Consider the following 22,793-nt stretch of genomic DNA (forward strand, 5'->3'; position numbering starts at 1 on the left):
CCGGTTGCGGCGCGGACGCTAGGCCGCGGACGCGGAGGAGACAAGGTTACTTGTCGGTTACAAAGGGACTTTGGTCGAAGGGGTCAGGCGGCTTTGGGTTGTACTCCGAGTTGCAGGCCAAGCGCGTCAAGAACCGCCGTCAACGTCTGAAGGGTCGGATTGCCGTTTTCGGAAAGCGCGTTGTAAAGCGCCTGTCGCCCGAGCCCGGTCTGGCGGGCAATTTCGGTCATGCCCTTCGAGCGGGCAACGGCACCCAGCGCGCGGGCAATATGCTTCGCGTCATTCCCTTCCATCGCCGCTTCGAGAAAATAGCGAATGTCCTCGGCGGTTTCGAGATAATCGGCCGCGTCAAAGGGATGTGTCTTCAAAGCCATTTTCAATCTTCTTTGCTAGCGTCTTGGCTTGCGCGATATCGCGTGCCTGACCGTCTTTGTCACCGCCCATCAGCAGCAAGATCAGCTTGTCGCCATTTCTCATATAATAGATTCGATATCCGGGGCCGAAGGCAAATCGCAGTTCGAACACGCCGTCGCCAACGGACTTCGCATCTCCCGCATGACCGAACGCCAGCCGATCGAGCCGATCAATGATCCGCGACCGTGCCGAGCGGTCCCGCAAAGCCCGCAGCCATTTATCGAATTGCGGCGTTCGATGGAGTCGAACAATTTGTCCTTCATACAGGACATCTCGCCGATTGTCAACGGATTCGTCCATGGGAGCTTCATAGCCGATAGCTCGCTAAGGCTGTCGTACCATCAGGGTAGATAAGTCCGTTTCGGTGGCGATTGCGCGACCGGCCGCGCCTTGTTTTACTCTGCTCATTCGAGCTTCAATCAATTGGCGATTGCGCCAGATGCGCGTCACCGCCGCAACAAGATCCGGTCCATCACCCAGGCGGTGTGCGCGCCGCTTTCGCCCGTCGAGGGATGCGGGGTTCCTCTGGTGAGGTGGTCGCGCATCGCTTCGACGTGGAAATATTGCACCGTCGGCGGGTGTTCGATGACGCGTTCGACCATTTCGTCGCCGCGGACCAGCCGCAGCGGTTCTTCGTCGAAGATCGAGAAGGTGATGCGACCCGTGCTGCCCGTGATTTCGACGCGGTCCTGCCGGTCTGCGGCGCCGAAGTTCCAGCTGCCCGAACCGGTGACGCCGCCGCCGTGTAGCCAGCACCCCGTCACCGCGTCCGCCGCGCTGTAGCGGCCCTGCTGGTTGATCGCAAAACCCGCGACGTCGGTCACTTCGCCGAACAGCCAGCAGAAAAGGTCGAGGCCGTGGCTTGCGAGGTCGTCGAAATAGCCGCCGGGGGCGACTGCCGCGTCGACGCGCCAGTTGTCCCCGGCAAGGTCGGCGGGGCTGGCGGCCTTGGTCAGCGTCCAGTGGACGTGCCGCACCGCGCCGATTTCGCCGTCGTCGAGCCACGCGCGGACCTGCCGAAAGCGGGGGAGCGAGCGCCGATAATAGGCGATGAACAGCGGCACGCCCTGTGCGGTGAAGGCATCGCGGATGCGAACGCAGGCGGCGTGATCGGGCGCCATCGGCTTTTCGATACAGCACGGCTTGCCCGCGCGGGCGACGGCAAGCGCATAGGCTTCGTGGCTGTCAGGCGGCGTCGCGATATAGACGGCGTCGATTTCGGGCGAATGGATCAGCGCCTCGGCACTGGCGAACGCATGCGGCACGCCATGGCGCGCGGCATAATGTTCCGCTTTCGCCAGCGTGCGGTTGAACACGCCGTGCAGCGCGAAACCCTCGACCTGCTGGTAGGCGGGGCCGCTCTTGCGCTCGGTCACGCTGCCGCAACCGATCACGCCCCAGCGGATCGTCGTCATCGGGCGGTCATCGCCCCCACTTCGTCTTGCTCTGTTTCCCAAATCGCCCCTTGCGCGTCCCCGGTTTGCCTTCGTTCGAGCGGCCGACGCGCGGTGCAACCTGCTCATCCGGGGGGAGCCCCAGCTCGTCGGCCTCGAGCTTGCGGATTTCGTCGCGGAGGCGGCCGGCTTCCTCGAACTCCAGGTCTGCTGCCGCGTCGCGCATCTTCTTTTCGAGCTCGGCAATATAGGCGCGCAGATTGTGCCCGACCATGTGCGCGGGCTTGTCGTCGCCGATGTCGATCGTCACGCCGTCCTTCGACGCGACATGCGCGATGATGTCGCCGATGTTGCGCTTGATCGTCGTCGGGGTGATGCCGTGCGCTTCGTTATATGCCTTCTGCTTTTCGCGGCGGCGGTCGGTTTCGCGCATTGCGCGTTCCATGCTGCCGGTGATGCGGTCGGCGTAGAGAATGACGCGGCCGTCGACGTTGCGCGCGGCACGGCCGATCGTCTGGACCAGCGACGTTTCGCTGCGCAGAAACCCTTCCTTGTCGGCGTCGAGGATCGCGACGAGCCCGCATTCGGGAATGTCGAGCCCTTCGCGCAGCAGGTTGATGCCGACGAGCACGTCGAACACCCCGAGCCTCAAGTCACGGATGATCTCGATGCGTTCGAGCGTTTCGACGTCCGAATGCATGTAGCGGACCTTGAGCCCGGCTTCGTGCAGGAATTCGGTCAAATCCTCGGCCATGCGCTTGGTCAGCGTGGTGACGAGGGTGCGGTAGCCTGCGGCAGCGGTTTTCTTCGCCTCGGCGATCAAATCGTCGACCTGTTCCTCGACGGGCTTGATCTCGACCGGCGGGTCGATCAGCCCGGTGGGGCGGATCACCTGTTCGGCGAACACACCCTGCGTGCGGTCCATCTCCCATGTCCCGGGGGTTGCCGACACGCTGACCGTTTGCGGGCGCATCATATCCCATTCGGCGAAGCGCAGCGGCCGGTTGTCGATGCAGCTCGGCAGGCGGAAGCCATATTCGGCGAGCGTGATCTTGCGGCGATGGTCGCCCTTCGACATCGCGCCGATCTGCGGGATCGTCTGGTGGCTTTCATCGACGAAGAGCAGGGCGTTGTCGGGGAGATATTCGAACAAGGTCGGCGGCGGCTCGCCGGGGAGGCGACCGGTGAGGAAGCGGCTGTAATTCTCGATCCCCGCGCAGCTGCCCGTGGCGGCGATCATTTCGAGGTCGAAATTGGTGCGCTGCTCAAGCCGCTGGGCTTCGAGCAGCCGGCCTTCGGCTTCCAGCTCTTTGAGCCGCTCGGCGAGCTCGTGGCGGATCGCCTCGCTCGCTTGTTTGAGCGTCGGGCCGGGGGTGACATAGTGGCTGTTCGCAAAGACGCGGACGTAATTGAGGGTTGCGATCTTCTTGCCGGTGAGCGGGTCGAATTCGGTAATCTCCTCGATCTCGTCGCCGAAGAAGCTGACGCGCCACGCCATATCCTCATAGTGCGAGGGGAAGATTTCGAGACTGTCGCCGCGCACGCGGAAATTGCCGCGCGCGAAGGCCTGATCGTTGCGCTTGTACTGGAGCGCGACGAGCTTGCGGATGATCTCGCGGCTGTCGGCGACCTGGCCCTTCTTGAGGTCGAAGATCATCGCCGAATAGGTTTCGACCGAGCCGATGCCGTAGAGGCACGACACCGACGCGACGATGATGACGTCGTCGCGTTCGAGCAGCGCGCGCGTCGCCGAGTGGCGCATGCGGTCGATCGCCTCGTTTACCGAGCTTTCCTTCTCGATATAGGTGTCCGACCGCGGCACATAGGCCTCGGGCTGGTAATAGTCGTAATAGCTGACGAAATATTCGACCGCATTGTTCGGGAAGAAGCTCTTGAATTCGCCATATAATTGCGCCGCGAGGATTTTGTTTGGCGCCAGGATCAGCGCGGGGCGTTGCAGCTCGTCGATCACCTTGGCCATGGTAAAGGTCTTGCCCGATCCGGTGACGCCGAGCAGCACCTGGTCGCGTTCGCCGGTCAGCGCGGTGTTTACGAGTTCGCGGATCGCGGTGGGCTGGTCGCCGGCCGGTTCATAATCACTAACCAGTTCAAATCTTTTGCCCCCTTCGACCTTGTCGGGGCGCGCGGGACGGTGCGGGACATAGCCCTCCGCCGTGTCGATTTCATCGAGCGATGTACGAATCTGAATTGCCATTGCCGCCAATATGGTATCGATGGGGCGGGTCCACAATCGCAATGAGTCCGCCACAGAGCAGGCAGCGGCAAGTCACAGGAGACAGGGTATGAAAAAGATTTTGACGATTGCAGCTCTCGGCACGCTCCTGGCGGTCGCGGGCTGCGGCAAAAGCGAAAATGCCGGCGGCGCGGTGAAGCGCGAGGCGGGCAACTGGAAAACCGACATCAAGCTGGTGAAGTTCGAAGTTCCCGGCATGCCGCCCGAAATGAAAGAGGGCATGGCGAAGATGATGGAAGGCGCCAGCGGCATGGACCAGTGCTTCACCCAGGAGCAGGTCGACAAGGAAGACATCGCCGCGGAACTCGCCAAGGGTCCGGGCAATGGCGGCGAATGCAAATGGTCGAAAAAGGACATAGCGGGCGGCAAGATCGACATTGCCGGGACCTGCACTGCCAATGGCCAGACCGTTGACATGGCGATGAACGGCACGATGGAAGCCAAGAAATCGGACGTGACGATCACGACCAAGGGCAAGGTGCCGACTGGCGGTGACATGGAAATGGTCATGCAGATGACCAGCACCCACACCGGACCGTGCAAGGCTCCGGCAACGACTTGATCTGCGAGGTAATTGCCAATCGATCGGGGCGTCAGCAGAGCTGACGCCCTTGTCATGTCCATATCGTGTCGATGCTGAAAAGGAGTCCGGGAATGCTGGGTTATGTGACGATGGGAACCGACGACATCGATCGCGCGCGCGACTTTTACGCCGCGCTGCTCGTGACGATCGGCGCCAGCGAATTGATGCGGATGTCGGACGAAGACAATGGCTTTACGCTCTACGCGACGAGCTGGGGGCAGCCGGGGATTGCGGTGACGCGGCCCTATGATGGCCAGCCGATGCATGCGGGCAACGGGCATATGGCGGCGATCGTCGTCGATGAACGCGCCAAGGTCGATGCCCTCCACGCGAAGGCGTTGCAACTGGGCGGGACGTGCGAAGGAACCCCGGGCGTGCGCGGCGACGACGGCGATCAGGCCTTTTACGCCGCCTATTTCCGCGACCTTGACGGCAACAAGCTGTGCGCTTTTCGGATCGGGCCGGCCTGAGTTTGGCCGGATGGCTTGACCGCCGATCGGCATCGTTGTTGATCGGTTTGTTCGCGAAATTGCTATGGCCGCGCTCGCGGTCGGCGTGTTGGTGGGCGCCGATGTCGCCGAGCGCGCCGCGCTTATGCAGCGCCTGAGGCGCCGCCGCCGGTCCGCGATCGACTTGCCGGACGCGTGACAGGTGGGGCTGCCATGCATCCGGCGAAGTCTTGAACTGAGGCCGAAGGGGGTCTGAAGAACGCCAGGGACCAGCTCGCATTCTTCGCCTGTCAGCCTCAACATCGCAGCCTTGTAGGAAAACCGCGACGTTGAAAGAATGACAGAATTGCGAAAGTGCGGCAGTTACAAGGGGTCACACGCGCGGATGTCGCCATTTGATAACCCTTTATTCACCCTGTTTCGAATTTCGTCGTTCCAGATTGGCGGCTCATCGTTCTTCTGATATGGCGGTGGGCCTTCCTGTTACCGTTACGTGGAAGTAACAAGGACTGGTCGCGCGACTTGATTGGCGTATCACCCGCACCGCCCGTCGGGGGCAATTGAGGGTAGCATGGACCACGCGAAAGCGAACGATACTCAGGGTACCGGGGACACCGACCGTATTATCGCGGAAGAATTGGAGCGTTTGCTCGAATCCCCGATGTTCGTGCGGTCGCCGGTACTGACGCGCTTGCTGCAGTTTCTGGTCGAACATCGGCTGCGCGGCGGGCGCAGTTCGCCCAAGGCCTATGCGATCGCGACCGAGGCGCTGGGGCGCAGCGAAGATTTCGACCCTGCGGTCGACAGCTATCCGCGCGTGATGGTCGGACGCCTGCGCAGCCTGCTCGACCGCTACTATGCCGAAACCCCCTGGATCCATCGTTTGCGGGTGCCGCAGGGGAGCTACGAGGTCGTCGTCCAGTACCGCGTCGCGCCGCCCTCGCGTTCGATCGACGAGCCGGGGAGCGAGGATGACGTCAAGGCCGCCACGCGCGCCGACGCTGCCGGGGCACCGCTTCCACCGGGCGCGCCCCGCCGTTCGCAGCCTGCCGACGGGCCGCGCTATGGCCGCTGGGTCGTCGCGCTCGTCCTGCTGGCGCTCGCGATATTTGCCTTGTGGTCGCTGCGCAGCGGACCGGAGCGATTGTTCGTCAGCGATGCGCAGCGGATGCCGCTCCTCGATGTGAGCGAGCCGGTCGCCGGCAGCACCGCGCCATCGCGCGCCTTGGCGCGCGCGCTCGACGGCAAGCTGCGCGACGGCCTGCGGCGGTTCGATCTGGTCGATCTGCTGAGTGCCCAGGCGCCGGGCGGCGCTGCGCCGCGCACCGCCGACTATCGGCTCGACACGTCGCTGGTCCGCGACCTTGAGGGCAATGCGGAAGTGACGCTGGTGCTGAACCGCGTCGCCGATCAACGCGCCATATGGTCGCAGCGAATCCGCGTGGCCGACCCCGACACGCCGCAATTTGTGTCGATGGAACCGCTGATCGCCCAGATTGCGGGCGATTATGGCGTCATCGTCCGCGATCAGATCCAGCGCCAGCCGGACAATTTTGCTCCAGGCTTTCCGTGTCTCGCGCAGTTCAACCGGTTGCGCCAGATGCGCAATCCGTCGGGCGCGAAGCAGGTCGATGCCTGCCTGCGCGCGACGCTGAAGCGGGACGACCGCGACCCGGTTGCGCTCGCCGCGCTGTCGCTGCTGCGCTTTGGCGACTGGCAGCCGCAACGGGCGACCCCCGCCGGACGCGCGGCCTTTGCCGAAGCGCGCGGACTGGCGCTCAAGGCCTATGAAGCCAGTCCCAACTCGTCGGCGGGGCTTTTTGCCATGGCGCGGGCGAATTTCTATGTCGGCAATTGTTCGGGCGGCAACACGATGGGCGACGCCGCGCGGCGGCTCAACCCGTTCGATTCCGACATTTCGGGCTTTCTGGGGCTGTTCAAAATCACCTGCGGTCAGGCCGCCGAGGGGGAAATATTGCTCCGTCGGTCGCTGGCGCTCGACGACAGCTATCCGGGCGTTCCCGCGGTGGCCTTGGCCTTCATCCTGTCGCAGCGCGGCGAACAGGCCGAAGCGCTAACCGTGCTCGACCAGATGCCGTCGCCAAGCAATATGGAGCCGCAATATCTGATGGTCCGCGCGATCGTCACCGCGCGGCAAGGCGACGTCACGGCGGCGCAGGCGCATTGGCGCCGCTTGCTGGCTTACACGCGGCAACCCGAAGACGCCGCCCCCGAAGCGGTGCTCGGCCGCTTCATGATCACGCCGGTCGTGATCCAGCGGGCATCGGCGGCCTTGCGCGAATCCGGCGTCGTTCCTCTCCGGCCCGTGTCTTGACGCACTGAAAACCGCCAAGCACAACGGGCCGATGCTGCTCGCATTCGCCTTGCTCGCCTCTGCGCCGTCGGCGCCTGCCGCGGTCGCGGTCGATTTCGATCGCGACGGAAGAATCGCGACGCGCGTCGTCGTCGGGCAGGCCGACCGCGCGAGCCAGCGTCCGTTGACCGCGGATGATCCGGTCCGCATCGCGTCGGTATCGAAACTGGTCGTCGCGCTTGGCGTGCTGCGTCTGGTCGAGCAAGGGCGCCTCGACCTCGACCGCGATGTTTCGGACTATCTGGGGTGGCGGCTGCGCCATCCCGCTTATCCCGGCCAGCCGATCACGCTGATCCACTTGCTCGGCCACCGGGCGGGGCTGGCCGACAATGTCGATTATGCGCTGCCGCTGGGTGCCGATCTCGAAAAGGCGCTGCAAGACCCGGCGGCATGGGACGCACCGCGCCCGCCGGGCGGCGATTTCGTCTATGCCAACCTCAACTATCCCGTCGTCGCCGCCGCGATCGAGGGCGCGACGGGCGAGCGTTTTGACCGCGCGATGGCGCGGCTGGTGCTGCGCCCGCTCGGCATCGACGCCTGTTTCAACTGGCCGACATGCAGCGACGCCGCGGTCGCGCGCGCCGTCGTGCTGTACGGCCCCGACGGTTCAGCCGTGCGCGACGACATGAAGGGCATCCGTCCCGCCTGTCCGGTCGTTCCGGCAAGCGACGGTAGCTGCGACCTTGAAACCTACCGGCTCGCGCGCCACGGCGCGGGGTTCAGCCCGCAGGGCGGGCTGCGCATATCGGCCAATGGATTGGCGCGGATCGGGGTCATGCTGCTGCGCCGCGGCGAGGATTTTCTGACCCCGGCGAGCCTCGCGCGCCTCGAAGCGATGGCACCGGTCCGCCCGGCGACGGGTGAGGGGACGGGCGGGTTTTTCTGCGAATATGGCGCGGCGATGCACAGTAACGGGACCGACGCGGCGACCGGGCCGGGGTGCCGCGATAACCTGTTCGGCGACGGGCGGCGGCGGCTCGGCCATTCGGGCGACGCCTATGGATTGCGTTCGGGGCTCTGGTACGATCTTGAAGCGGGCAATGGCACCGCCTATTTCGTGACGCAGGTGCCGAACGGACAGAAAGGGAGGCGTTCGGCTTATAGCGCGGCGGAGGAGGAACTGGTCGCTACCAGCCCTCTTGCCAGCCCCGCCGACGGACACTAGGGCAATTTCCAACATTCACGGCTTAGTCAGAAAAGGAATAGCGCATGAGCGATTCGGCCGAAAAGGTTAAGAAGATCGTCGTCGAACATCTGGGCGTCGAAGCCGACAAGGTCACCGAGGAAGCGAGCTTCATCGACGATCTCGGCGCCGACAGCCTCGACATCGTCGAACTGGTGATGGCATTTGAAGAAGAATTCGGCGTCGAAATTCCCGACGATGCGGCGGAAAAGATCGCCACCGTCAAGGATGCGATCGACTATATCGAAGCGAACAAGGGCTGATCCAGCCTGTCCGGCGTTGCCGGATGCGGCGGCGACGCCGTCAACGCAATTCCGGCTCCCCGGTCTCGAGCGCTCGTGCGCAGCGACCGGGGAGCTTTTTTTTATGGATATAGCCCGGCACGGCGCTAAATCCGTCATCCCGGCGAACGCCGGGATCTCGCGATTTCGGTAGCAGCAGGTCGAGAGGGCGAGGCCCCGGCCTTCGCCGAGGTGACTGGGATTAAATAATGCGGGCGCCTGCGGGGGCAGGAGCCGACGAAAGGAATGATTATGCGCCGGGTTGTGGTGACGGGTTTGGGTTTGGTGACGCCGCTGGGCGGCGATGTCGAAACAAGCTGGAAAAATCTGATCGCGGGCAAATCGGGTGCGGGTCAGATCACCCACTTCGACACCGCCGACCAGAAATGCACGATCGCGTGCGAGGTCAAGGGACCGGACCATGAATATGGTTTCGACCCCGGCAAGCGCGTCGACCACAAGGTGCAGCGCCAGGTCGACCCGTTCATCATCTATGGCATCGACGCCGCGGGCCAGGCGATCGAGGACGCGGGGCTTGAGGATATGACCGACGCCATGAAGCTGCGCGCCGGTTGCTCGATCGGGTCGGGCATCGGCGGCCTGCCGGGGATCGAAAGCGAAAGCCTTTTGCTCGCCGAAAAGGGGCCGGGCCGGGTTTCGCCGCACTTCGTCCACGGCCGCCTGATCAACCTGATTTCGGGGCAGGTCAGCATCAAATATGGCTTGCAGGGTCCGAACCATGCCGTCGTCACCGCCTGTTCGACCGGCGCGCATTCGATCGGCGACGCGGCGCGGATGATCCGCGACGACGACGCCGACATCATGCTCGCGGGCGGCGCCGAAGCGACGATCTGCCCGATCGGCATCGCGGGCTTCGCGCAGGCGCGCGCGCTCAACATGAGCTACAACGACCGCCCCGAGCAGGCGAGCCGCCCCTATGACAAGGACCGCGACGGCTTTGTGATGGGCGAGGGCGCGGGCGTCGTGGTGCTCGAGGAATATGAGCATGCCAAGGCGCGCGGCGCCAAAATCTACGCCGAAGTCGTCGGTTATGGCCTGTCGGGCGATGCTTATCATGTCACCGCGCCGCACCCCGAGGGTTCGGGCGCCTATCGTTCGATGGAAATGGCGCTGAAAAAGGCCGGCATGACCCCGTCGGACATCGATTATATCAACGCGCATGGCACCTCGACAATGGCCGACACGATCGAGCTCGGCGCGGTCAAGCGGTTGTTCGGCAATGCGATCGGCGATGTGTCGATGAGCTCGACCAAATCGGCGATCGGCCACTTGCTCGGCGGCGCGGGCGCGGTCGAAACGATCTTCTGCATCCTCGCGATCCGCGACCAGATCGTCCCCCCGACGCTCAACCTCGACAACCCCGACGAAGGCACCGACGGCGTCGACCTCGTTCCGCACACCGCCAAAAAACGCCCGGTGAAGGCGGCGCTCAACAACAGCTTCGGCTTTGGCGGCACCAACGCGAGCGTGATCGTCAAGGCGGTGGATTGATCACCCGATCCTCCCTGCGGCGAAGCCGTGGGGAGGTGGCAGCGCGCAGCGCTGACGGAGGGGCTTTAGCGCTGACGTCGCCGCCCCTCCACCACTCGCTTCGCGAGCGGTCCCCCTCCCCATGGCTTCGCCACAGAGAGGAACAAAATCCCTTTCCTACATTGTGCGGCCATGCTCTAGCATTCTGGTGCTTGCCGAGGCTTTGCTTAAAGCCACAAGAGACACAAAAGGCCGCTGCACCTGCGGGGCTTTTGTGGCTTTAAGCACCATAGGACCGACGGGAGAATGAAGTGCATCCGTTCCGCTGGCTGACGATCGCCATTTTGGCCCTCCTCCTCGCCGCCTGTTCGGGCGGCGCGCCGAAGGATGCCGAGGTTGTGATCCCGGCGGGCGCGAGCATCGCGAAGGCGGGGCAGATCCTCGAGGACGCAGGCATCGTCTCGGCGTCGAGCTTTCGCAACGAGGCGCGCTTCTTTGGCGGCGACGATCCGATCAAGCCCGGCGAATATAAAATCGAAAAGGGGATGGACGCGGGCGACATCCTCGCTCTGTTTCAGTCGGGCAAGACGATCCAGCGGCTGGTGATGATCCCCGAGGGCATGCCGTCGATCATGGTGTGGGAACGGCTGATGGCCGAAAAGCGGCTGAAGGGCGAAATCCCGGTGCCCGCCGAGGGCAGCATCTTGCCTGACAGCTATGCCTTTACCACCGGCGAAAGCCGCGCCGCGGTGGTGAAGCGGATGCAGGCGGCGATGGACAAGGCGTTCGCCGAGCTGTGGACCAAACGGACGCCGCGCACCGCGGTCAAGAACCGCAATGAAGCGCTGACGCTCGCCTCGATCGTCGAAAAGGAAACCGGCGTTCCCGCCGAGCGCCGCACCGTCGCGGGGGTCTATACCAACCGGTTGGCGGTCGGCATGCGGCTGCAAGCCGATCCGACGATCATCTATCCGATCACCAAGGGAAAGCCGCTCGGTCGCCGGATATTGCGGTCCGAAATCCAGGCCGTGAACGGGTACAATACCTACAGCATGGCGGGGCTGCCGCAGGGACCGATCGCCAACCCCGGCAAGGCGTCGATCGCGGCGGTGCTCGATCCCGAAGCGAACGATTATCTCTTCTTCGTCGCCAAGGGCGATGGCGGGCATATCTTTGCGCGCACGCTGTCCGAACATAATGCCAATGTGCAGAAATGGTATGCGCTCCGTCGCGAACGCGGGGAGATGGAGTAGGGGGCTGGGCCCGTAATCGTCGTCATCGCGGCCGACGCCGGGATCTCGACATTGCGGACCAACGCGACGGTGAAATCCCGGCCTCCACCGGGATGACGGAGAAAATGCATGGCCATGCGACCTGTTTCGAGCCTGATCATGGTTTCGCTTTTGCTCACTGCCTGCATGGCAGGCGGCGGCAGCGCAGCCGAGAAGGGCGCGGCCGATGTCCGCATCGAACCGGGACCGGGCCTCGGCGCACCGCGCGCGACGCACCAGCTGGTCGCGGCGGGCGAGGGCAGGCTGCTCGCGATCGGCGGTTGCGTTAGGTCGGGCTGCGAAGCTGGGCCGGCGAGCGCGACGGTCGACATCATCGCCGCGCCGGACATGCGGGTGATCGCGACGGGGCGGCTGCTCGCACCGCGCATCCAGCCCTCGGCGGCGGCGCTGCCCGATGGCAAGGTGTTGATCCTCGGCGGCTGGGTCGGTGGACGGGTGAGCGCGGCGACCGAGATATTCGATCCCGCGACGGGCAAGTCGGTCGCCGGACCGGCGATGGCGGGGCCGCGCAACGCGCCAACCGTCGTGACGCTCGCCGATGGCCGCATCCTGATCGCGGGGGGATATGACGGGCGCGATGTGCGCGCCGACGCCGAAATCTTCGACCCCGCGACAGGCCGGATGACCGCGACCGGGCCGCTCGCCGCCGCACGGAGCGGGGCGACGGGAACCTTGCTTGTCGACGGGAGGGCGCTGGTCGCCGGGGGCGGACGTCCCGACCGCGAACCGCGCCGCGCGCTCGCGAGCGCCGAGCTGTTCGATCCCGCCACCGGGCGCTTCACCCCCGCTGGAACGATGGCGCAGGAACGCTACAAGCATGGCGCGGTGCGGCTGGCGAATGGCGACGTGCTGATCGTCGGCGGATCGGACATTCGCGACTATGGCGGCAAGCTGCGCTCGGTCGAGCGCTTCGATGTCGCGGCGGGGCGCTTTGTCCCTGCCGGAAACCTCGCCGACCCGCGCTTCAAGATCGCCGATGGGCTGTTGCTGCTCCCCGGCAATCGCGTGCTTGTCGCGGCGGGCGACGCGGCGCCGGAGATTTTCGACGTCGCGCGCGGGGTGGGTACGCGCCTCGACTATGACCTTGGCGGGCAGTGGAATTATATGACGCTGGTCCGCGCCGACGCGCGCACCGCGCTGCTTGCGGGTGGCTATCGCGAGGGACGCATCGAGCCGACCGACCAGAGCTGGATTGTCCATTTGCCGAAGGGGTGACCCGATGACGACTGCCAAGCTGTTCCTCCACGGTGTCCCCGACAGTCCCGCGATCTGGCGCCCGCTGCTCGGCCAGCTCGACCTGGGCGATACGCCGGTCGCGGTTCCCGCGCTGCCTGGCTTCACCGCGCCGCTGCCCGCGGGTTTTCCTGCCACCAAGGAGGCCTATGCCGACTGGGCTGTGGGGCAGGCCGAGGCGCTGTACGCGGCTCACGGGCCGATCGACATCGTCGGGCATGACTGGGGCGCGCTGATCGCGCAGCGCGTCGCGATGCTGCGCCCCGACCTTCTCCGCAGCTGGGCGGTGTCGAACGCGGTGATCGATCCCGACTATCGTGGTCACCGGATCGCGCGCATCTGGAACACGCCGATCCTTGGCGAGATCTTCATGGCGCTGAGCAAGGCCGATAAGCTCGCCGAGGGACTGGCCGGACAGGGCATGCCCGCCGACATCGCCGCCGAAGAGGCCGAGCAGTGGCGTAACAAGGACAAGCGCCGCGCGATCCTGAAGCTCTATCGATCGGCCAAGGGGCTGAGTTTCGAACACGACTGGGCGCGTGACATCGGAAAATTGCCCGCAAACGGCGCGCTGATCTGGGGCGCGGGCGACCCCTATGTCGAACTCGCGGTTGCGCAGCGCTACGCCGCGAACACCGGCACGCCGCTGACCGTCATCGAGGGGGCAGGGCATTGGGCGATCGCCGAACGGCCCGCCGAGGTTGCCGCGGCGCTCCATTGCTTCTGGTCAACACTCTGATCGGTTGGGTCGATCAACGAAAGCGGCGCACTCGATTTGACCTGGGCGCGCCGGTCTGCTCTTGGTGCGCCGCACAAAAATCCCCACAGAAAGGATTCTCTCCCATGATCAATCAGCCCGTTCCCGCCGTGACCCTCAAGACGCGCGTCCGCGACGAGGCCGTCGATGGCCCGAACCCGTTCCGCTGGCAGGACGTCAACACCGGCGAAGCGTTCGGCACCGGCCGCCACATCCTGTTCGGCCTGCCCGGCGCCTACACCCCGACCTGCTCGAACGAGCAGTGCCCGGGCTTCGAGCGCCTCTATGGCGATTTCATCGCCGAAGGCGTCACCGACATCCATTGCATCAGCGTCAACGATGCGTTCGTGATGTATAATTGGGGCAAGAGCCTGGGCGTCCAGAACGTCAAGATGGTTCCCGACGGCTCGGGCGCCTTCACGCGCCGCATGGGCATGCTGATCAACAAGGATCACGTCGGTTTCGGCATGCGCAGCTGGCGCTACACCGCGATCGTCGACGACGGCATCGTGGTCCAGATGTTTGTCGAACCCGGCATCAATGACGTCGGCACCGACAGCGACCCCTATGTCGAATCGACCCCCGAAAAGGCGCTCGAATGGGTGAAGGCGAACCCCTATCAGGGCAAGCTGTCGCAGGCGGCATAATCGACACTGGTATAAAGTTGAGCGGCCCGGCCATCCCCCCTCCCATCCGGGCCGCTGGCGCCGCACCCATCATCGTTACCGCGACGATGGGTGCGGCCGACCAGCGATATTTTGATCATCTGCGCGCGGCCCATTTCCCGCCCGAGCGCAACTATCTTGCCGCGCACATCACGCTGTTTCATCAGCTGCCGCCATCGGCGCTGGGCGAGCTGGAAGGCCTGATCCGCCGCATCGCCGCCGACACCCCGCCACCCGCGGCGCGGCTGCGCGAGCTTTATTCGCTGGGCAAAGGCGTCGCCTATCGCATCGACAGCCCCGACCTGCTGGCGATCCGGGCGCGGATCGCCGATCATTTCACCGGCATGCTGACGGCGCAGGACCAGGGGACGCCGCGCCTCCACATCACCGTCCAGAACAAGGTCGCGCCCAGCGACGCGCGTGCGCTGCTGACCGAACTCGCCGCCGATTTCGTGCCGCGCCCGCTGGCGATCACCGGCCTCGCCGCGCACCATTATCGCGGCGGCCCCTGGGAAGCGGCTTTCGCACGGAATTTTCGCGGGGCTCGCACATGATATTGACCCGCGGCGACGGCCTGCCTATAGGCGCTGCTCGCCCGTCGAGGCGGCCCCTTGGGGCGGAGTAGCTCAGCTGGTTAGAGCAGCGGAATCATAATCCGCGTGTCGGGGGTTCGAGTCCCTCCTCCGCTACCAATCCCGATCTATTCGAGGCTGGTGCGCTGTGCGGAGTCCGGCGTTTGTAACGCCATGGTTCTAGCTAGCGGCCTCGCATGCCGGTTCGGCGACCGTAATGAATCAATATGAGTTTCCTCGGGGCAAAGGCCGATCGTTCGGCACGCGCTCACGTCTCCGCCAGCGTGTCTGCCACGATCCGCCACACCCGGGGATTGATTCCCAAGCCCAGATGCGTGCTGTCGACTTTGACGTTGCGGGCGTGCGCATTGTAGATGTCGACCGCGATGCCGGGGCCGACGATGCCGTCGCGGTCGGAATAGATGACGGTCAGCGGCTGGGTCAGGCCTTTCAGGTTGCGTGCGTGGATTTCGCGTTCGATCGCGTCGAAATCGCGGTCGGCAAAGCGCTGCGCGAGCGCGGTATATTTGGGGCCGCCGATGATCGGGGTGCCCATGGTGATGATCGCGCGGGCCAGGTGCGGGTAGCCGCGCGCGGTTTCGCGGGCGATGACGCCGCCAAGGCTCCAGCCGATCAGGGTGAGCGGGGCGCCGTCGGCCTTGACCCAATCGGCGGCTTGCGCGGCAAAGCGTTCGACGTCGGCGGCGACGCGGCCCTGGTTGCGCCCCATGCCCCAGTCGCGGACGTGGTAGCCAAGGTGGCGGAGCCAAGCTTCGAGCGGTCGCATCGACAGCTCGCTGGCGCCGTAACCGGGGAGCAGCGCGATCGGGCGGCCGTCGCCGCGCGGCGCGCCGAACAGATGATAACCACCAAGGCCATAGCGCAGCATGTCGAACGGCAGCGCGAGTTCCCCCAGCTGCGCGAGCCGGGTCGGGGGCTTCAATCCGGTGGGAAGCGGAACGTCGCGGGGCATCGCCTTCTCCCTTTCATATCGTTATAGTTTGTCGCCTCGGCACGGTATTGCAAGCCGGTAAGGGGGGGGAATATGGCAAATCTGAACTGGATCGCGATCCTGGTCGCGGCGCTCGCGGGATTTCTCGTCGGCGGACTGTGGTACGGGCCGCTGTTCGGCAAGGCGTGGATGCAGGAACGCGGGCTGACCGAAGCGGAATTGCAGCAGGGCAATATGGTGCAGATCTATGGCACCACCTTTCTGCTCAGCATCGTCTCCGCGGTATTTCTTGGCCATTTGCTGGCGCATTTTGGTGATATGAGCGCGCGGTCGACGATGATGATTTCGGTCGGGATTGCGCTCGGCTTTATCGTCCCGGCGATCGGCACCAATTATCTGTTCAGTCGCGCGAGCATGAAGCTTTTCGGGATCGACGCCGGATATTGGATCGCCTTTTACGCGGCGATGGGCGCGGTGTTCGTGTTCTTGGGCTAGCCGCCCGGCACGCTCGCTTCACATTCTTCGCAGCGGACGACCTCGACGATCAGGTCGCCAGCGGCGAGGCTTTGCGCTTCGGGTTCCCAAAAGCCGAAGGGCTTGCCGCCGCGATAGATACGCAGTCCGCGGCCTTCGCTGGCGAGCTGGTCGATGCTGCGGCCGATTTCGGCCGCCGCGACGGGGCGTTCGCGGAGCTGGACCCGCCCGCCAATGCTGGCAAGGTCGGCCATATAGTCGGCGACATGCGCGCCCTGCGCCGATCCGGCGAGGAGCAGGCCCGTGAAGCTGACCGGATTGATGACATTGTTCGCGCCCGCCTGGCGCGCGAGCAATTCATTGTCCTGGGCGCGGATGACGACGCTGATCGGTACTTTCGGCGACAGGTGGCGGACGGTCAGGACCATCAGGATCGAGGTGTCGTCGCGCCCAGCCGACACCAGCACCGATTGGGCGCGCGCGATATGGACGTCGATCAGCGTGTCGTCGTTCGATGCGTCGCCCTGCAGCACGTTGCAGCCCATCGCTTCTGCCTCGGCAATGCGCGTCGGCGATTGGTCGATCACCACGATGCACGACGGATCGGTACCGCGCGCGATCAGTTCCTTCACCGCCTCGCTGCCGCTGACGCCGAAGCCGAGGACGACGATATGGTCGGTGAGCTTTGCCTGAATGCGGGCCATGCGCCATTTTTCCCATGTGCGTTTGAGGACGAAATTATAGGCGGTGCCGACAAAAATGAAGAGCACCGCGATTCGGATCGGAGTGACGATCACCGCCTCGATCAGCCTTGATCGGTCCGATACCGGATGGATGTCGCCGAACCCCGTCGTCGTCACCGAAATCATCGTGAAATAAACGACGTCGAGAAAGCTGATGTGATTATCGACATTGTCGCGCAACCCCGCACGGTCGATCCAGTGCACCAGCACGACGATGCCGATCAGCGCAAAGGCCAGGCTGAGCCGCGCCAGAACGTCGGCCCACACTGGCCATTTGCTGGCACGTTTCAGCGGCTGAAACCGATGGTGCAGCTTCAGTTTCGACCGTTTTCGATCGCTCATCGGGGCGGCAATTGCTTCATCGGATCAACGGGTATGCGATTTTTGCGCAGCTGGAAATGGAGTTGCGATGTCTGGACCTGTCCGGTCGCCCCGGCGCGCCCGATGACGTCGCCGCTCCGCACCGCCTGACCCCGCTGGACGTCGATCCGCGCGGCATGACCATAGGCGCTGACCCAGCCGCCGCCATGGTTGATCAGGATGAGCCCGCCATAAACGCCGATCTGGTCGCCGGCATAGGCGACAACGCCGTCGGCGGCGGCGCGGATCTGGGTGCCCGCGGCGGCCGCGATGTTGATCCCGTCGCTGACCTTGCCCGGCGCGAGCGGGCCGAAGCGCGCCAGGATCGGACCGTTCAATGGCCATTCGAAGCGGCCAGCGAAGCGCGCCGGTGCGGCGATCGCGGTGGTAACCGGCTGGCGCGGCGCGGCGCTGCCGGTCGTCGGGCGCGCGGCCTCGGCCAGCGCGGGTTGGCTGCCGGTGACGATGTCGTCGATGTCGAGGGTGAAGGCGGCGGCGCGGGCGCCGACGTTGACCGGACCGGGTGGGGCGGGGCGTGCGTCGGATGGTAGACGCAGCCGCTGGCCGACGCGAAGGATATAGGGTTCGGCGAGCGCGTTGATCGTGATGATCTCGCCCCAGTCGGCGCCATAGGCGCGCGCGATGCCGATTCCGGTCTCCCCGGTGCCGACGCGGTGATAGAGGCCGGCGGGGATGAGCAGCAATTGCCCGGCGCGCAGCGTGAAGGGCGGGGTGAGATCGTTTTCCAGCGCGATCGCTTCGGACCCGGCGCCGCTCATCTCGCCGATCGCCCGCAGCGTGTCGCCGGGGCGGACGGTGTAGCTGCCTGCGGCGATCTGGACGGCGTTGGTCGCGACGGGCTTCAGCGTCCAGGTCGGGCGGGCATCGCCGCCGACGACATCGGTTAGCGTGCGGCGCTCGAAGTCGAAGCTGTCCAGGAGCATTGTTGGGGCAGGCGCGGGGGGCGCGGGTCGCGGCGGCGGGGTAGGTGCAGCCGGAATGCAACCGGCGAGCGCCAGCGCGCCCAGAACTATCCCGCCATGATGCCTGATTTGCCCCACGCAAGGCTTTTGCCAAAGCTTTGGGACGGTGGCTAGAACTTCTGTTTCAGTCCGGCACGGGTTTCGTATTTTCGTCATCCCGGCGCAGGCCGGGATCTCTCCCTTGCATTGGTCCGCGATGGCGAGATCCCGGCCTGTGCCGGGATGACGAAGTTAAGGGGTTTCGGCCCCATACGCCCCGCGCAGCGCGGCGAGCGATGCGTCGTGCGTCAGGTCGAGCTGGAGCGGGGTGACCGAGATATAGCGGTCGTCGATCGCTTCCAGATCGCTGTCGTGGCCCGGCGAATGTTCGATGCCGTGCAGCCCGAACCAGTAATAGCGGTAACCGCGCGGGTCGGTGCCTTCGACTATCGAACCGCGTCCATAATCATGGAAACCCTGCCGCGTCACGCGGATGCCCTGCACATCGGCGGCGGGGATCGCGGGGAAGTTGATGTTGATCAGCGTGCGCGGCGCCATGTCGAGGTCGAGCAGCGGGCGCAGGACCTTGGCGCCCCATGTTTCGGCGGGTTCGAAGGGGACCGTGTCGCCCATGCCTTCCTTCGCATAAACCTGGCTGAGCGCGATCGAGCGGATGCCCGCGAGCGCACCCTCGATCGCCGCCGAAACGGTGCCCGAATAGGTGACGTCGTCGCCCAGATTGGCGCCGCGGTTGACGCCCGACAGGATCAGGTCGGGCTTTTCGGGCATCAGCTTGCTGATCGCCATCATCACCGAATCGGTCGGGGTGCCGCTGCACGACCAGCGCTGCGGTCCATGTTCGCGAATCCGCACCGGGCGTGACAGGGTCAGCGAATGGCCGGCACCCGACTGTTCCTCGGCCGGGGCGCAGACCCAGATATCGTCGCTGAGCTGGCGGGCGATCGCTTCGAGCACGGCCATGCCGGGGGCGTGATAGCCATCGTCGTTGGTGAGGAGGATGCGCACTTTTGATCTTTCCTTTTTCGTCACCCCGGACGTGATCCGGGGTCCCGCTTTCGCCGTCGCTGAGCGGGACCCCGGATCAAGTCCGGGGTGACGATTGTGTTAGCGTGCCGGAGTGAGTCTGGTCATCCCGTCCATATAGGGCAGCAGTGCCGTTGGAACGATGACGCTCCCATCCGCCTGCTGATAATTCTCCAGCACCGCGACCAGCGTCCGACCGACTGCCAGACCCGAACCGTTCTGCGTATGAACGAACTCATTGCCCTTCGCGCCCTCGCGGCGGAAGCGTGTGTTCATCCGGCGCGCCTGGAAATCGCCGCAGTTCGAACAGCTCGAAATTTCGCGATAGGCGTTCTGGCCGGGCAGCCACACTTCAAGGTCATAGGTCTTGCGCGCCGCAAAACCCATGTCGCCGGCGCACAGCAGCATTTTGCGATACGGCAGTTCGAGCGCTTCCAGGATCGCCTCGGCGGCGCGCGTCTTGCGTTCCAGTTCGGCGTCGCTGTCTTCAGGACGGGTGATCGACACCAGCTCGACCTTCCAGAACTGGTGCTGGCGGATATAGCCGCGCGTGTCGCGCCCCGCCGACCCCGCTTCGGACCGGAAGCAGGGGGTGAGCGCGGTCATCCGGATCGGCAGATCGGCCTCCAGCACAATCTCTTCGCGCACCGCGTTGGTCAGACTCATTTCGGACGTCGAGATCAGCCAGCGACCGTCGGTGGTCTGAAACAGATCTTCGCGGAATTTAGGGAGCTGCGTGGTGCCGAACGCCGCCTCGTCGCGGACCATCAGCGGCGTCGCGCATTCGGTATAACCCGCATCGATCGTCTGCTTGTCGATCATGAACTGGCCGAGCGCGCGTTCGAGCCGGGCCATCTGGCCCTTCAGGAAGGCGAAGCGCGCGCCCGACATCTTGGCCGCGGTTTCGAAATCGAGGCCCAATGCAGGGGCGAAATCGGCGTGTTCCTGCGGCGCGAAGTCGAACGACCGCGGGGTGCCCCAGCGAGCAATTTCGACATTGCCGCCTTCATCTTCGCCGTCCGGCACGTCGGCAGCGGGCAGGTTGGGGAGCGCCGCCAGACGGTCGTGGAGGGCAGCGAGCTGCTCGCGTTCGGCGTCTTCCTTCGCGGGCAGCACGGCCTTCAGCTCGGCAACCTCTGCCTTCAGCGCTTCGGCCTTTTCCTTGTTGCCCTGTGCCATCGCCTGGCCGATCAGCTTCGACGCTTCGTTGCGGCGTGCGAGCGCGGCCTGGATTTCGGTCTGCAGCGCGCGCACCGACGCGTCCGCGGCCAGGATTTGAGCGGACAGGGGTTCGAGGCCGCGGCGCGCAAGGCCGGCGTCGAAAGCTTGCGGGTCGTCCCGGATCAGGCGGATATCGTGCATCGCCGCGCTATGGCGTTGCTGAGCGGGGGGTGCAAGCCCGTCCTTTCGTGATCCTCCCTGTCGCGTAGCGATGGCGAGGGGGACCGCTTGCGAAGCAGGGGTGGCGGGGCGGCAAGGGTCGCGCCATCGCCCCTCCGTCAGCCCTGCGGGCTGCCACTTCCCCATGGCTGCGCCACAGGGAGGATCATAATCGCGCCGTGCCGCGCAAACTGGAGCGGCTCATAAAAAAGGGCCGCCCCGAAAGGCGACCCTTCAGTAGGTGGTCTGGGTAAAAGCCCCCCCGGACCGCCAGTGGATTGCTTAAGCCGCGTCGGCGTCCTTGTCGTTGCGATTGGCGGCGCGGCGGCGCGCGACGAGCGCGGCGGCCGCGGCGCCGAACAACAGCAGCATCGGCGGCGCCGGAACCGGGGTCGGGGTGCCCGACGAGGTGCTGGTCGTTCCGCCCGAGCTGGATGACGAAGACGAGGATGACGATGAGCTGCTGCTCGACGACGACGAAGACGACGAGCTGGAGCTTCCCGTGCTCGTGCTGCCCGTCGAACCCCAGCTGCTGCTGCCGCCGGTCGCGCCCGACGAGGTCGCGCCGCTCGACGTGCTGCTGCTCGACGATGAGGAGGACGACGAGCTCGACGACGAGCTGCTCGATCCGCCCGAACTGCTGCTGCTGGAACCGCCCGAGCTGCCGCTCGAACCATTCGATCCGCCCGAACTGCCGTGGGACGAGCTGCCCCAGCCCGAGCTGCCGTGCGACGAACCGCCCTTCGACGAGCTGCCGCCCGACGAGGACGAGCTGGACGAGGATGACGACGAGGAGGAGCTCGACGACGAACTGCTGCTCGACGAGGAGGTGCTGACGTTGCCCGACGACGTCGAGACGTTACCCGACGATGTGCTGACATTGCCCGACGAGGTCGAAACGCCGCCGGTCGAGGTGCTGACCCCGCCGGTCGAAGTCGACACGCCACCCGTCGAGGTCGAAACCCCGCCGGTCGAGGTCGACACGCCGCTCGACGTGCTCACGCTGCCAGTCGAAGTCGACACGCCGCCGGTCGAGGTCGAGGTGCTGACGCCGCCCGTCGAGGTGGACACGCCGCCCGACGTGCTGCTGCTGGTCGTGCTGAGGCCGCCGGTGGTCGTCGATGTGACCACCACGCTGCCGCCGCCGCCCGAACTGCTGCCGCCAAAGAAGCCGCCGAAAAAGCCGCCGCCGAAACCGCCGCCGAAGCCGCCGCCGATAACGGTCACGCCGCCGCCGCTGCCGCCGCCTTCAAAACCGCCGCGCTGCGGGAAGGGCGCGTAAGGGATGGGGGGCAGGGGGATCGTCTGCGTCACCACCTGCGTTTGCGGGGTCGCGGTGCGGATGACGCGCTTCGTCGTGACGACGCGGCGGATCCGTTTCACCGGCTTGCGCGCCGCGTGGCGCTTGCGAACGACCTTTTTGCCAACGCAGGGCGAACAGGATTTTGCCGTCTGCGCCCGCGCCTTGGGGACATCGGTAATCTGCATCGCGCCGGTGCCGATAAGCGCGCCGCCGCAGGTGCAGGCGCAAAGCTTGGCGAGGGCCATTCGGACAGACATAGGTTTCTCTTTCTTTCCCGTTGCAGGTGCAAAGCGCCAGCTACCGACACCCGTTTCACCTTCGCTATACCCCAAAAGGTCAAAGCTTTGCGAACGCGGCAATTGCGTTAACCGCGTTTGCCTGTCCGACAGCGGGAAAAGAGCATCGGAATCAACCCAAATCGCCGTTCTTGTCCCAAAATAGTACGGAAATCGCAATGATTCTATGCGATTGGTTAACCTTCGGCCCTAAACCGGGCTTCGGCGATCGATGACGCAAGGCGTGATCGGCCACCCAGAATCGCTGCGATCATCGTCTCTGTTCAGCCATGCTTCACGCGTCGACGCTATTGGCTGCTTCGGCGCTTGTATCGAAACCAGCGGCTGGTTATAGGCG

Annotated in this window: 23 protein-coding genes and 1 tRNA gene; 15 read left to right on the top strand and 9 right to left on the bottom strand. The window is 65.1% G+C overall.

Annotated elements, in window-relative coordinates; translation table 11 throughout:
- Positions 1 to 83: 83 nt before the first annotated feature.
- From SPYCW_RS05290 to uvrB, 4 genes are all read right to left on the bottom strand, one after another.
- A complete protein-coding gene (locus tag SPYCW_RS05290; protein WP_120215914.1) occupies positions 84 to 374 on the bottom strand; it encodes an addiction module antidote protein in 291 nt (96 codons plus the stop codon).
- Complete coding sequence (locus SPYCW_RS05295; protein WP_145985942.1) at positions 349 to 714, bottom strand: type II toxin-antitoxin system RelE/ParE family toxin; 366 nt, start codon at positions 712 to 714, stop codon at positions 349 to 351. Before SPYCW_RS05295 ends, SPYCW_RS05290 begins: the two co-directional genes overlap by 26 nt.
- A 146-nt stretch (positions 715 to 860) precedes the next feature.
- Entirely contained in the window at positions 861 to 1,829 is a 969-nt protein-coding gene (locus SPYCW_RS05300; protein ID WP_120215915.1) for a Gfo/Idh/MocA family protein, read from the bottom strand.
- Positions 1,830 to 1,836: 7 nt separating this feature from the next.
- Positions 1,837 to 4,023, bottom strand: coding sequence for an excinuclease ABC subunit UvrB (gene uvrB / locus SPYCW_RS05305; RefSeq protein ID WP_120215916.1), 2,187 nt, complete (start codon positions 4,021 to 4,023; stop codon positions 1,837 to 1,839).
- Between the two features lie 88 nt (positions 4,024 to 4,111).
- Between uvrB and SPYCW_RS05310 the strand changes: the two genes are divergently transcribed.
- From SPYCW_RS05310 to SPYCW_RS05365, 12 genes are all read left to right on the top strand, one after another.
- A complete protein-coding gene (locus tag SPYCW_RS05310) occupies positions 4,112 to 4,624 on the top strand; it encodes a DUF3617 domain-containing protein (RefSeq protein ID WP_172595428.1) in 513 nt (170 codons plus the stop codon).
- A 92-nt stretch (positions 4,625 to 4,716) separates the two neighbouring features.
- Complete coding sequence (locus SPYCW_RS05315) at positions 4,717 to 5,115, top strand: VOC family protein (RefSeq protein WP_120215918.1); 399 nt, start codon at positions 4,717 to 4,719, stop codon at positions 5,113 to 5,115.
- A 550-nt stretch (positions 5,116 to 5,665) separates the two neighbouring features.
- Positions 5,666 to 7,429 carry a tetratricopeptide repeat protein gene (locus SPYCW_RS05320; RefSeq protein WP_120215919.1) on the top strand — a complete coding sequence of 588 codons (1,764 nt, stop codon included), beginning with the start codon at positions 5,666 to 5,668 and terminating at the stop codon, positions 7,427 to 7,429.
- A gap of 31 nt (positions 7,430 to 7,460) precedes the next feature.
- Positions 7,461 to 8,633 carry a serine hydrolase domain-containing protein gene (locus SPYCW_RS05325; RefSeq protein WP_120215920.1) on the top strand — a complete coding sequence of 391 codons (1,173 nt, stop codon included), beginning with the start codon at positions 7,461 to 7,463 and terminating at the stop codon, positions 8,631 to 8,633.
- Between the two features lie 44 nt (positions 8,634 to 8,677).
- The gene (locus SPYCW_RS05330) at positions 8,678 to 8,914 is read left to right on the top strand and encodes an acyl carrier protein (RefSeq protein WP_003039428.1); all 237 of its coding nucleotides are present in this window, start codon (positions 8,678 to 8,680) and stop codon (positions 8,912 to 8,914) included.
- Positions 8,915 to 9,184: 270 nt separating this feature from the next.
- A complete protein-coding gene (fabF, locus tag SPYCW_RS05335; RefSeq protein WP_120218123.1) occupies positions 9,185 to 10,444 on the top strand; it encodes a beta-ketoacyl-ACP synthase II in 1,260 nt (419 codons plus the stop codon).
- A gap of 290 nt (positions 10,445 to 10,734) precedes the next feature.
- On the top strand, positions 10,735 to 11,676 hold the full coding sequence (mltG, locus tag SPYCW_RS05340) for an endolytic transglycosylase MltG (RefSeq protein WP_120215921.1): 942 nt from the start codon (positions 10,735 to 10,737) through the stop codon (positions 11,674 to 11,676).
- Between the two features lie 108 nt (positions 11,677 to 11,784).
- Positions 11,785 to 12,930 (top strand): Kelch repeat-containing protein, encoded by a 1,146-nt coding sequence (locus SPYCW_RS05345; RefSeq protein ID WP_145985943.1) that lies wholly within the window; start codon positions 11,785 to 11,787, stop codon positions 12,928 to 12,930.
- A 4-nt stretch (positions 12,931 to 12,934) separates the two neighbouring features.
- Positions 12,935 to 13,687: an alpha/beta fold hydrolase gene (locus SPYCW_RS05350; RefSeq protein WP_120215923.1), complete on the top strand. Its 753-nt coding sequence runs from the start codon at positions 12,935 to 12,937 to the stop codon at positions 13,685 to 13,687.
- A gap of 104 nt (positions 13,688 to 13,791) precedes the next feature.
- Positions 13,792 to 14,352: a peroxiredoxin gene (locus SPYCW_RS05355; protein WP_120215924.1), complete on the top strand. Its 561-nt coding sequence runs from the start codon at positions 13,792 to 13,794 to the stop codon at positions 14,350 to 14,352.
- Positions 14,353 to 14,438: 86 nt separating this feature from the next.
- Positions 14,439 to 14,924, top strand: a complete 486-nt coding sequence (locus SPYCW_RS05360) for a 2'-5' RNA ligase family protein (RefSeq protein WP_120215925.1) — start codon at positions 14,439 to 14,441, stop codon at positions 14,922 to 14,924.
- Between the two features lie 61 nt (positions 14,925 to 14,985).
- Positions 14,986 to 15,062, top strand: a tRNA-Met gene (locus SPYCW_RS05365).
- Positions 15,063 to 15,210: 148 nt separating this feature from the next.
- Here SPYCW_RS05365 and SPYCW_RS05370 read toward each other — a convergent pair.
- Positions 15,211 to 15,915 carry an alpha/beta hydrolase gene (locus tag SPYCW_RS05370; protein ID WP_120215926.1) on the bottom strand — a complete coding sequence of 235 codons (705 nt, stop codon included), beginning with the start codon at positions 15,913 to 15,915 and terminating at the stop codon, positions 15,211 to 15,213.
- A 72-nt stretch (positions 15,916 to 15,987) separates the two neighbouring features.
- Here SPYCW_RS05370 and SPYCW_RS05375 point away from each other — a divergent pair, with 72 nt between their 5' ends.
- On the top strand, positions 15,988 to 16,389 hold the full coding sequence (locus SPYCW_RS05375) for a DUF1761 domain-containing protein (RefSeq protein ID WP_120215927.1): 402 nt from the start codon (positions 15,988 to 15,990) through the stop codon (positions 16,387 to 16,389).
- Here SPYCW_RS05375 and SPYCW_RS05380 read toward each other — a convergent pair.
- From SPYCW_RS05380 to serS, 4 genes are all read right to left on the bottom strand, one after another.
- On the bottom strand, positions 16,386 to 17,453 hold the full coding sequence (locus SPYCW_RS05380) for a potassium channel family protein (RefSeq protein ID WP_120215928.1): 1,068 nt from the start codon (positions 17,451 to 17,453) through the stop codon (positions 16,386 to 16,388). The genes SPYCW_RS05375 and SPYCW_RS05380 overlap by 4 nt on opposite strands.
- A complete protein-coding gene (locus SPYCW_RS05385) occupies positions 17,450 to 18,415 on the bottom strand; it encodes a LysM peptidoglycan-binding domain-containing M23 family metallopeptidase (protein WP_232014838.1) in 966 nt (321 codons plus the stop codon). Before SPYCW_RS05385 ends, SPYCW_RS05380 begins: the two co-directional genes overlap by 4 nt.
- 270 nt (positions 18,416 to 18,685) lie before the next feature.
- On the bottom strand, positions 18,686 to 19,459 hold the full coding sequence (gene surE / locus SPYCW_RS05390) for a 5'/3'-nucleotidase SurE (RefSeq protein ID WP_120215930.1): 774 nt from the start codon (positions 19,457 to 19,459) through the stop codon (positions 18,686 to 18,688).
- 99 nt (positions 19,460 to 19,558) lie between these two features.
- Positions 19,559 to 20,839, bottom strand: a complete 1,281-nt coding sequence (serS, locus tag SPYCW_RS05395; protein ID WP_120215931.1) for a serine--tRNA ligase — start codon at positions 20,837 to 20,839, stop codon at positions 19,559 to 19,561.
- A 319-nt stretch (positions 20,840 to 21,158) separates the two neighbouring features.
- On the opposite strand from serS, the gene SPYCW_RS05400 reads away from it, so the two are divergent.
- Positions 21,159 to 22,139 carry a hypothetical protein gene (locus SPYCW_RS05400; RefSeq protein ID WP_232014839.1) on the top strand — a complete coding sequence of 327 codons (981 nt, stop codon included), beginning with the start codon at positions 21,159 to 21,161 and terminating at the stop codon, positions 22,137 to 22,139.
- A gap of 60 nt (positions 22,140 to 22,199) precedes the next feature.
- On the top strand, positions 22,200 to 22,601 hold the full coding sequence (locus SPYCW_RS18785) for a hypothetical protein (RefSeq protein ID WP_145985944.1): 402 nt from the start codon (positions 22,200 to 22,202) through the stop codon (positions 22,599 to 22,601).
- Positions 22,602 to 22,793: the final 192 nt, after the last annotated feature.

Source organism: Sphingopyxis sp. EG6, from assembly GCF_003609815.1.
Taxonomy (GTDB): domain Bacteria; phylum Pseudomonadota; class Alphaproteobacteria; order Sphingomonadales; family Sphingomonadaceae; genus Sphingopyxis.

What these genes read in the sequence shown, in the direction of transcription:
- SPYCW_RS05355 (WP_120215924.1), top strand. Translation starts at nt 13,792, where the DNA reads ATGATCAATCAGCCCGTTCCCGCCGTGACCCTCAAGACGCGCGTCCGC.
- uvrB (WP_120215916.1), bottom strand. Translation starts at nt 4,023, where the DNA reads ATGGCAATTCAGATTCGTACATCGCTCGATGAAATCGACACGGCGGAG.
- SPYCW_RS05330 (WP_003039428.1), top strand. Translation starts at nt 8,678, where the DNA reads ATGAGCGATTCGGCCGAAAAGGTTAAGAAGATCGTCGTCGAACATCTG.
- SPYCW_RS05350 (WP_120215923.1), top strand. Translation starts at nt 12,935, where the DNA reads ATGACGACTGCCAAGCTGTTCCTCCACGGTGTCCCCGACAGTCCCGCG.
- SPYCW_RS05315 (WP_120215918.1), top strand. Translation starts at nt 4,717, where the DNA reads ATGCTGGGTTATGTGACGATGGGAACCGACGACATCGATCGCGCGCGC.
- SPYCW_RS05320 (WP_120215919.1), top strand. Translation starts at nt 5,666, where the DNA reads ATGGACCACGCGAAAGCGAACGATACTCAGGGTACCGGGGACACCGAC.
- SPYCW_RS05290 (WP_120215914.1), bottom strand. Translation starts at nt 374, where the DNA reads ATGGCTTTGAAGACACATCCCTTTGACGCGGCCGATTATCTCGAAACC.
- SPYCW_RS05325 (WP_120215920.1), top strand. Translation starts at nt 7,461, where the DNA reads ATGCTGCTCGCATTCGCCTTGCTCGCCTCTGCGCCGTCGGCGCCTGCC.
- SPYCW_RS05385 (WP_232014838.1), bottom strand. Translation starts at nt 18,415, where the DNA reads ATGCTCCTGGACAGCTTCGACTTCGAGCGCCGCACGCTAACCGATGTC.
- SPYCW_RS05300 (WP_120215915.1), bottom strand. Translation starts at nt 1,829, where the DNA reads ATGACGACGATCCGCTGGGGCGTGATCGGTTGCGGCAGCGTGACCGAG.
- SPYCW_RS05345 (WP_145985943.1), top strand. Translation starts at nt 11,785, where the DNA reads ATGGCCATGCGACCTGTTTCGAGCCTGATCATGGTTTCGCTTTTGCTC.
- SPYCW_RS05380 (WP_120215928.1), bottom strand. Translation starts at nt 17,453, where the DNA reads ATGAGCGATCGAAAACGGTCGAAACTGAAGCTGCACCATCGGTTTCAG.
- SPYCW_RS05375 (WP_120215927.1), top strand. Translation starts at nt 15,988, where the DNA reads ATGGCAAATCTGAACTGGATCGCGATCCTGGTCGCGGCGCTCGCGGGA.
- SPYCW_RS05295 (WP_145985942.1), bottom strand. Translation starts at nt 714, where the DNA reads ATGGACGAATCCGTTGACAATCGGCGAGATGTCCTGTATGAAGGACAA.
- SPYCW_RS18785 (WP_145985944.1), top strand. Translation starts at nt 22,200, where the DNA reads ATGACGCGCTTCGTCGTGACGACGCGGCGGATCCGTTTCACCGGCTTG.
- SPYCW_RS05360 (WP_120215925.1), top strand. Translation starts at nt 14,439, where the DNA reads ATGGGTGCGGCCGACCAGCGATATTTTGATCATCTGCGCGCGGCCCAT.
- fabF (WP_120218123.1), top strand. Translation starts at nt 9,185, where the DNA reads ATGCGCCGGGTTGTGGTGACGGGTTTGGGTTTGGTGACGCCGCTGGGC.
- serS (WP_120215931.1), bottom strand. Translation starts at nt 20,839, where the DNA reads ATGCACGATATCCGCCTGATCCGGGACGACCCGCAAGCTTTCGACGCC.
- SPYCW_RS05310 (WP_172595428.1), top strand. Translation starts at nt 4,112, where the DNA reads ATGAAAAAGATTTTGACGATTGCAGCTCTCGGCACGCTCCTGGCGGTC.
- SPYCW_RS05370 (WP_120215926.1), bottom strand. Translation starts at nt 15,915, where the DNA reads ATGCCCCGCGACGTTCCGCTTCCCACCGGATTGAAGCCCCCGACCCGG.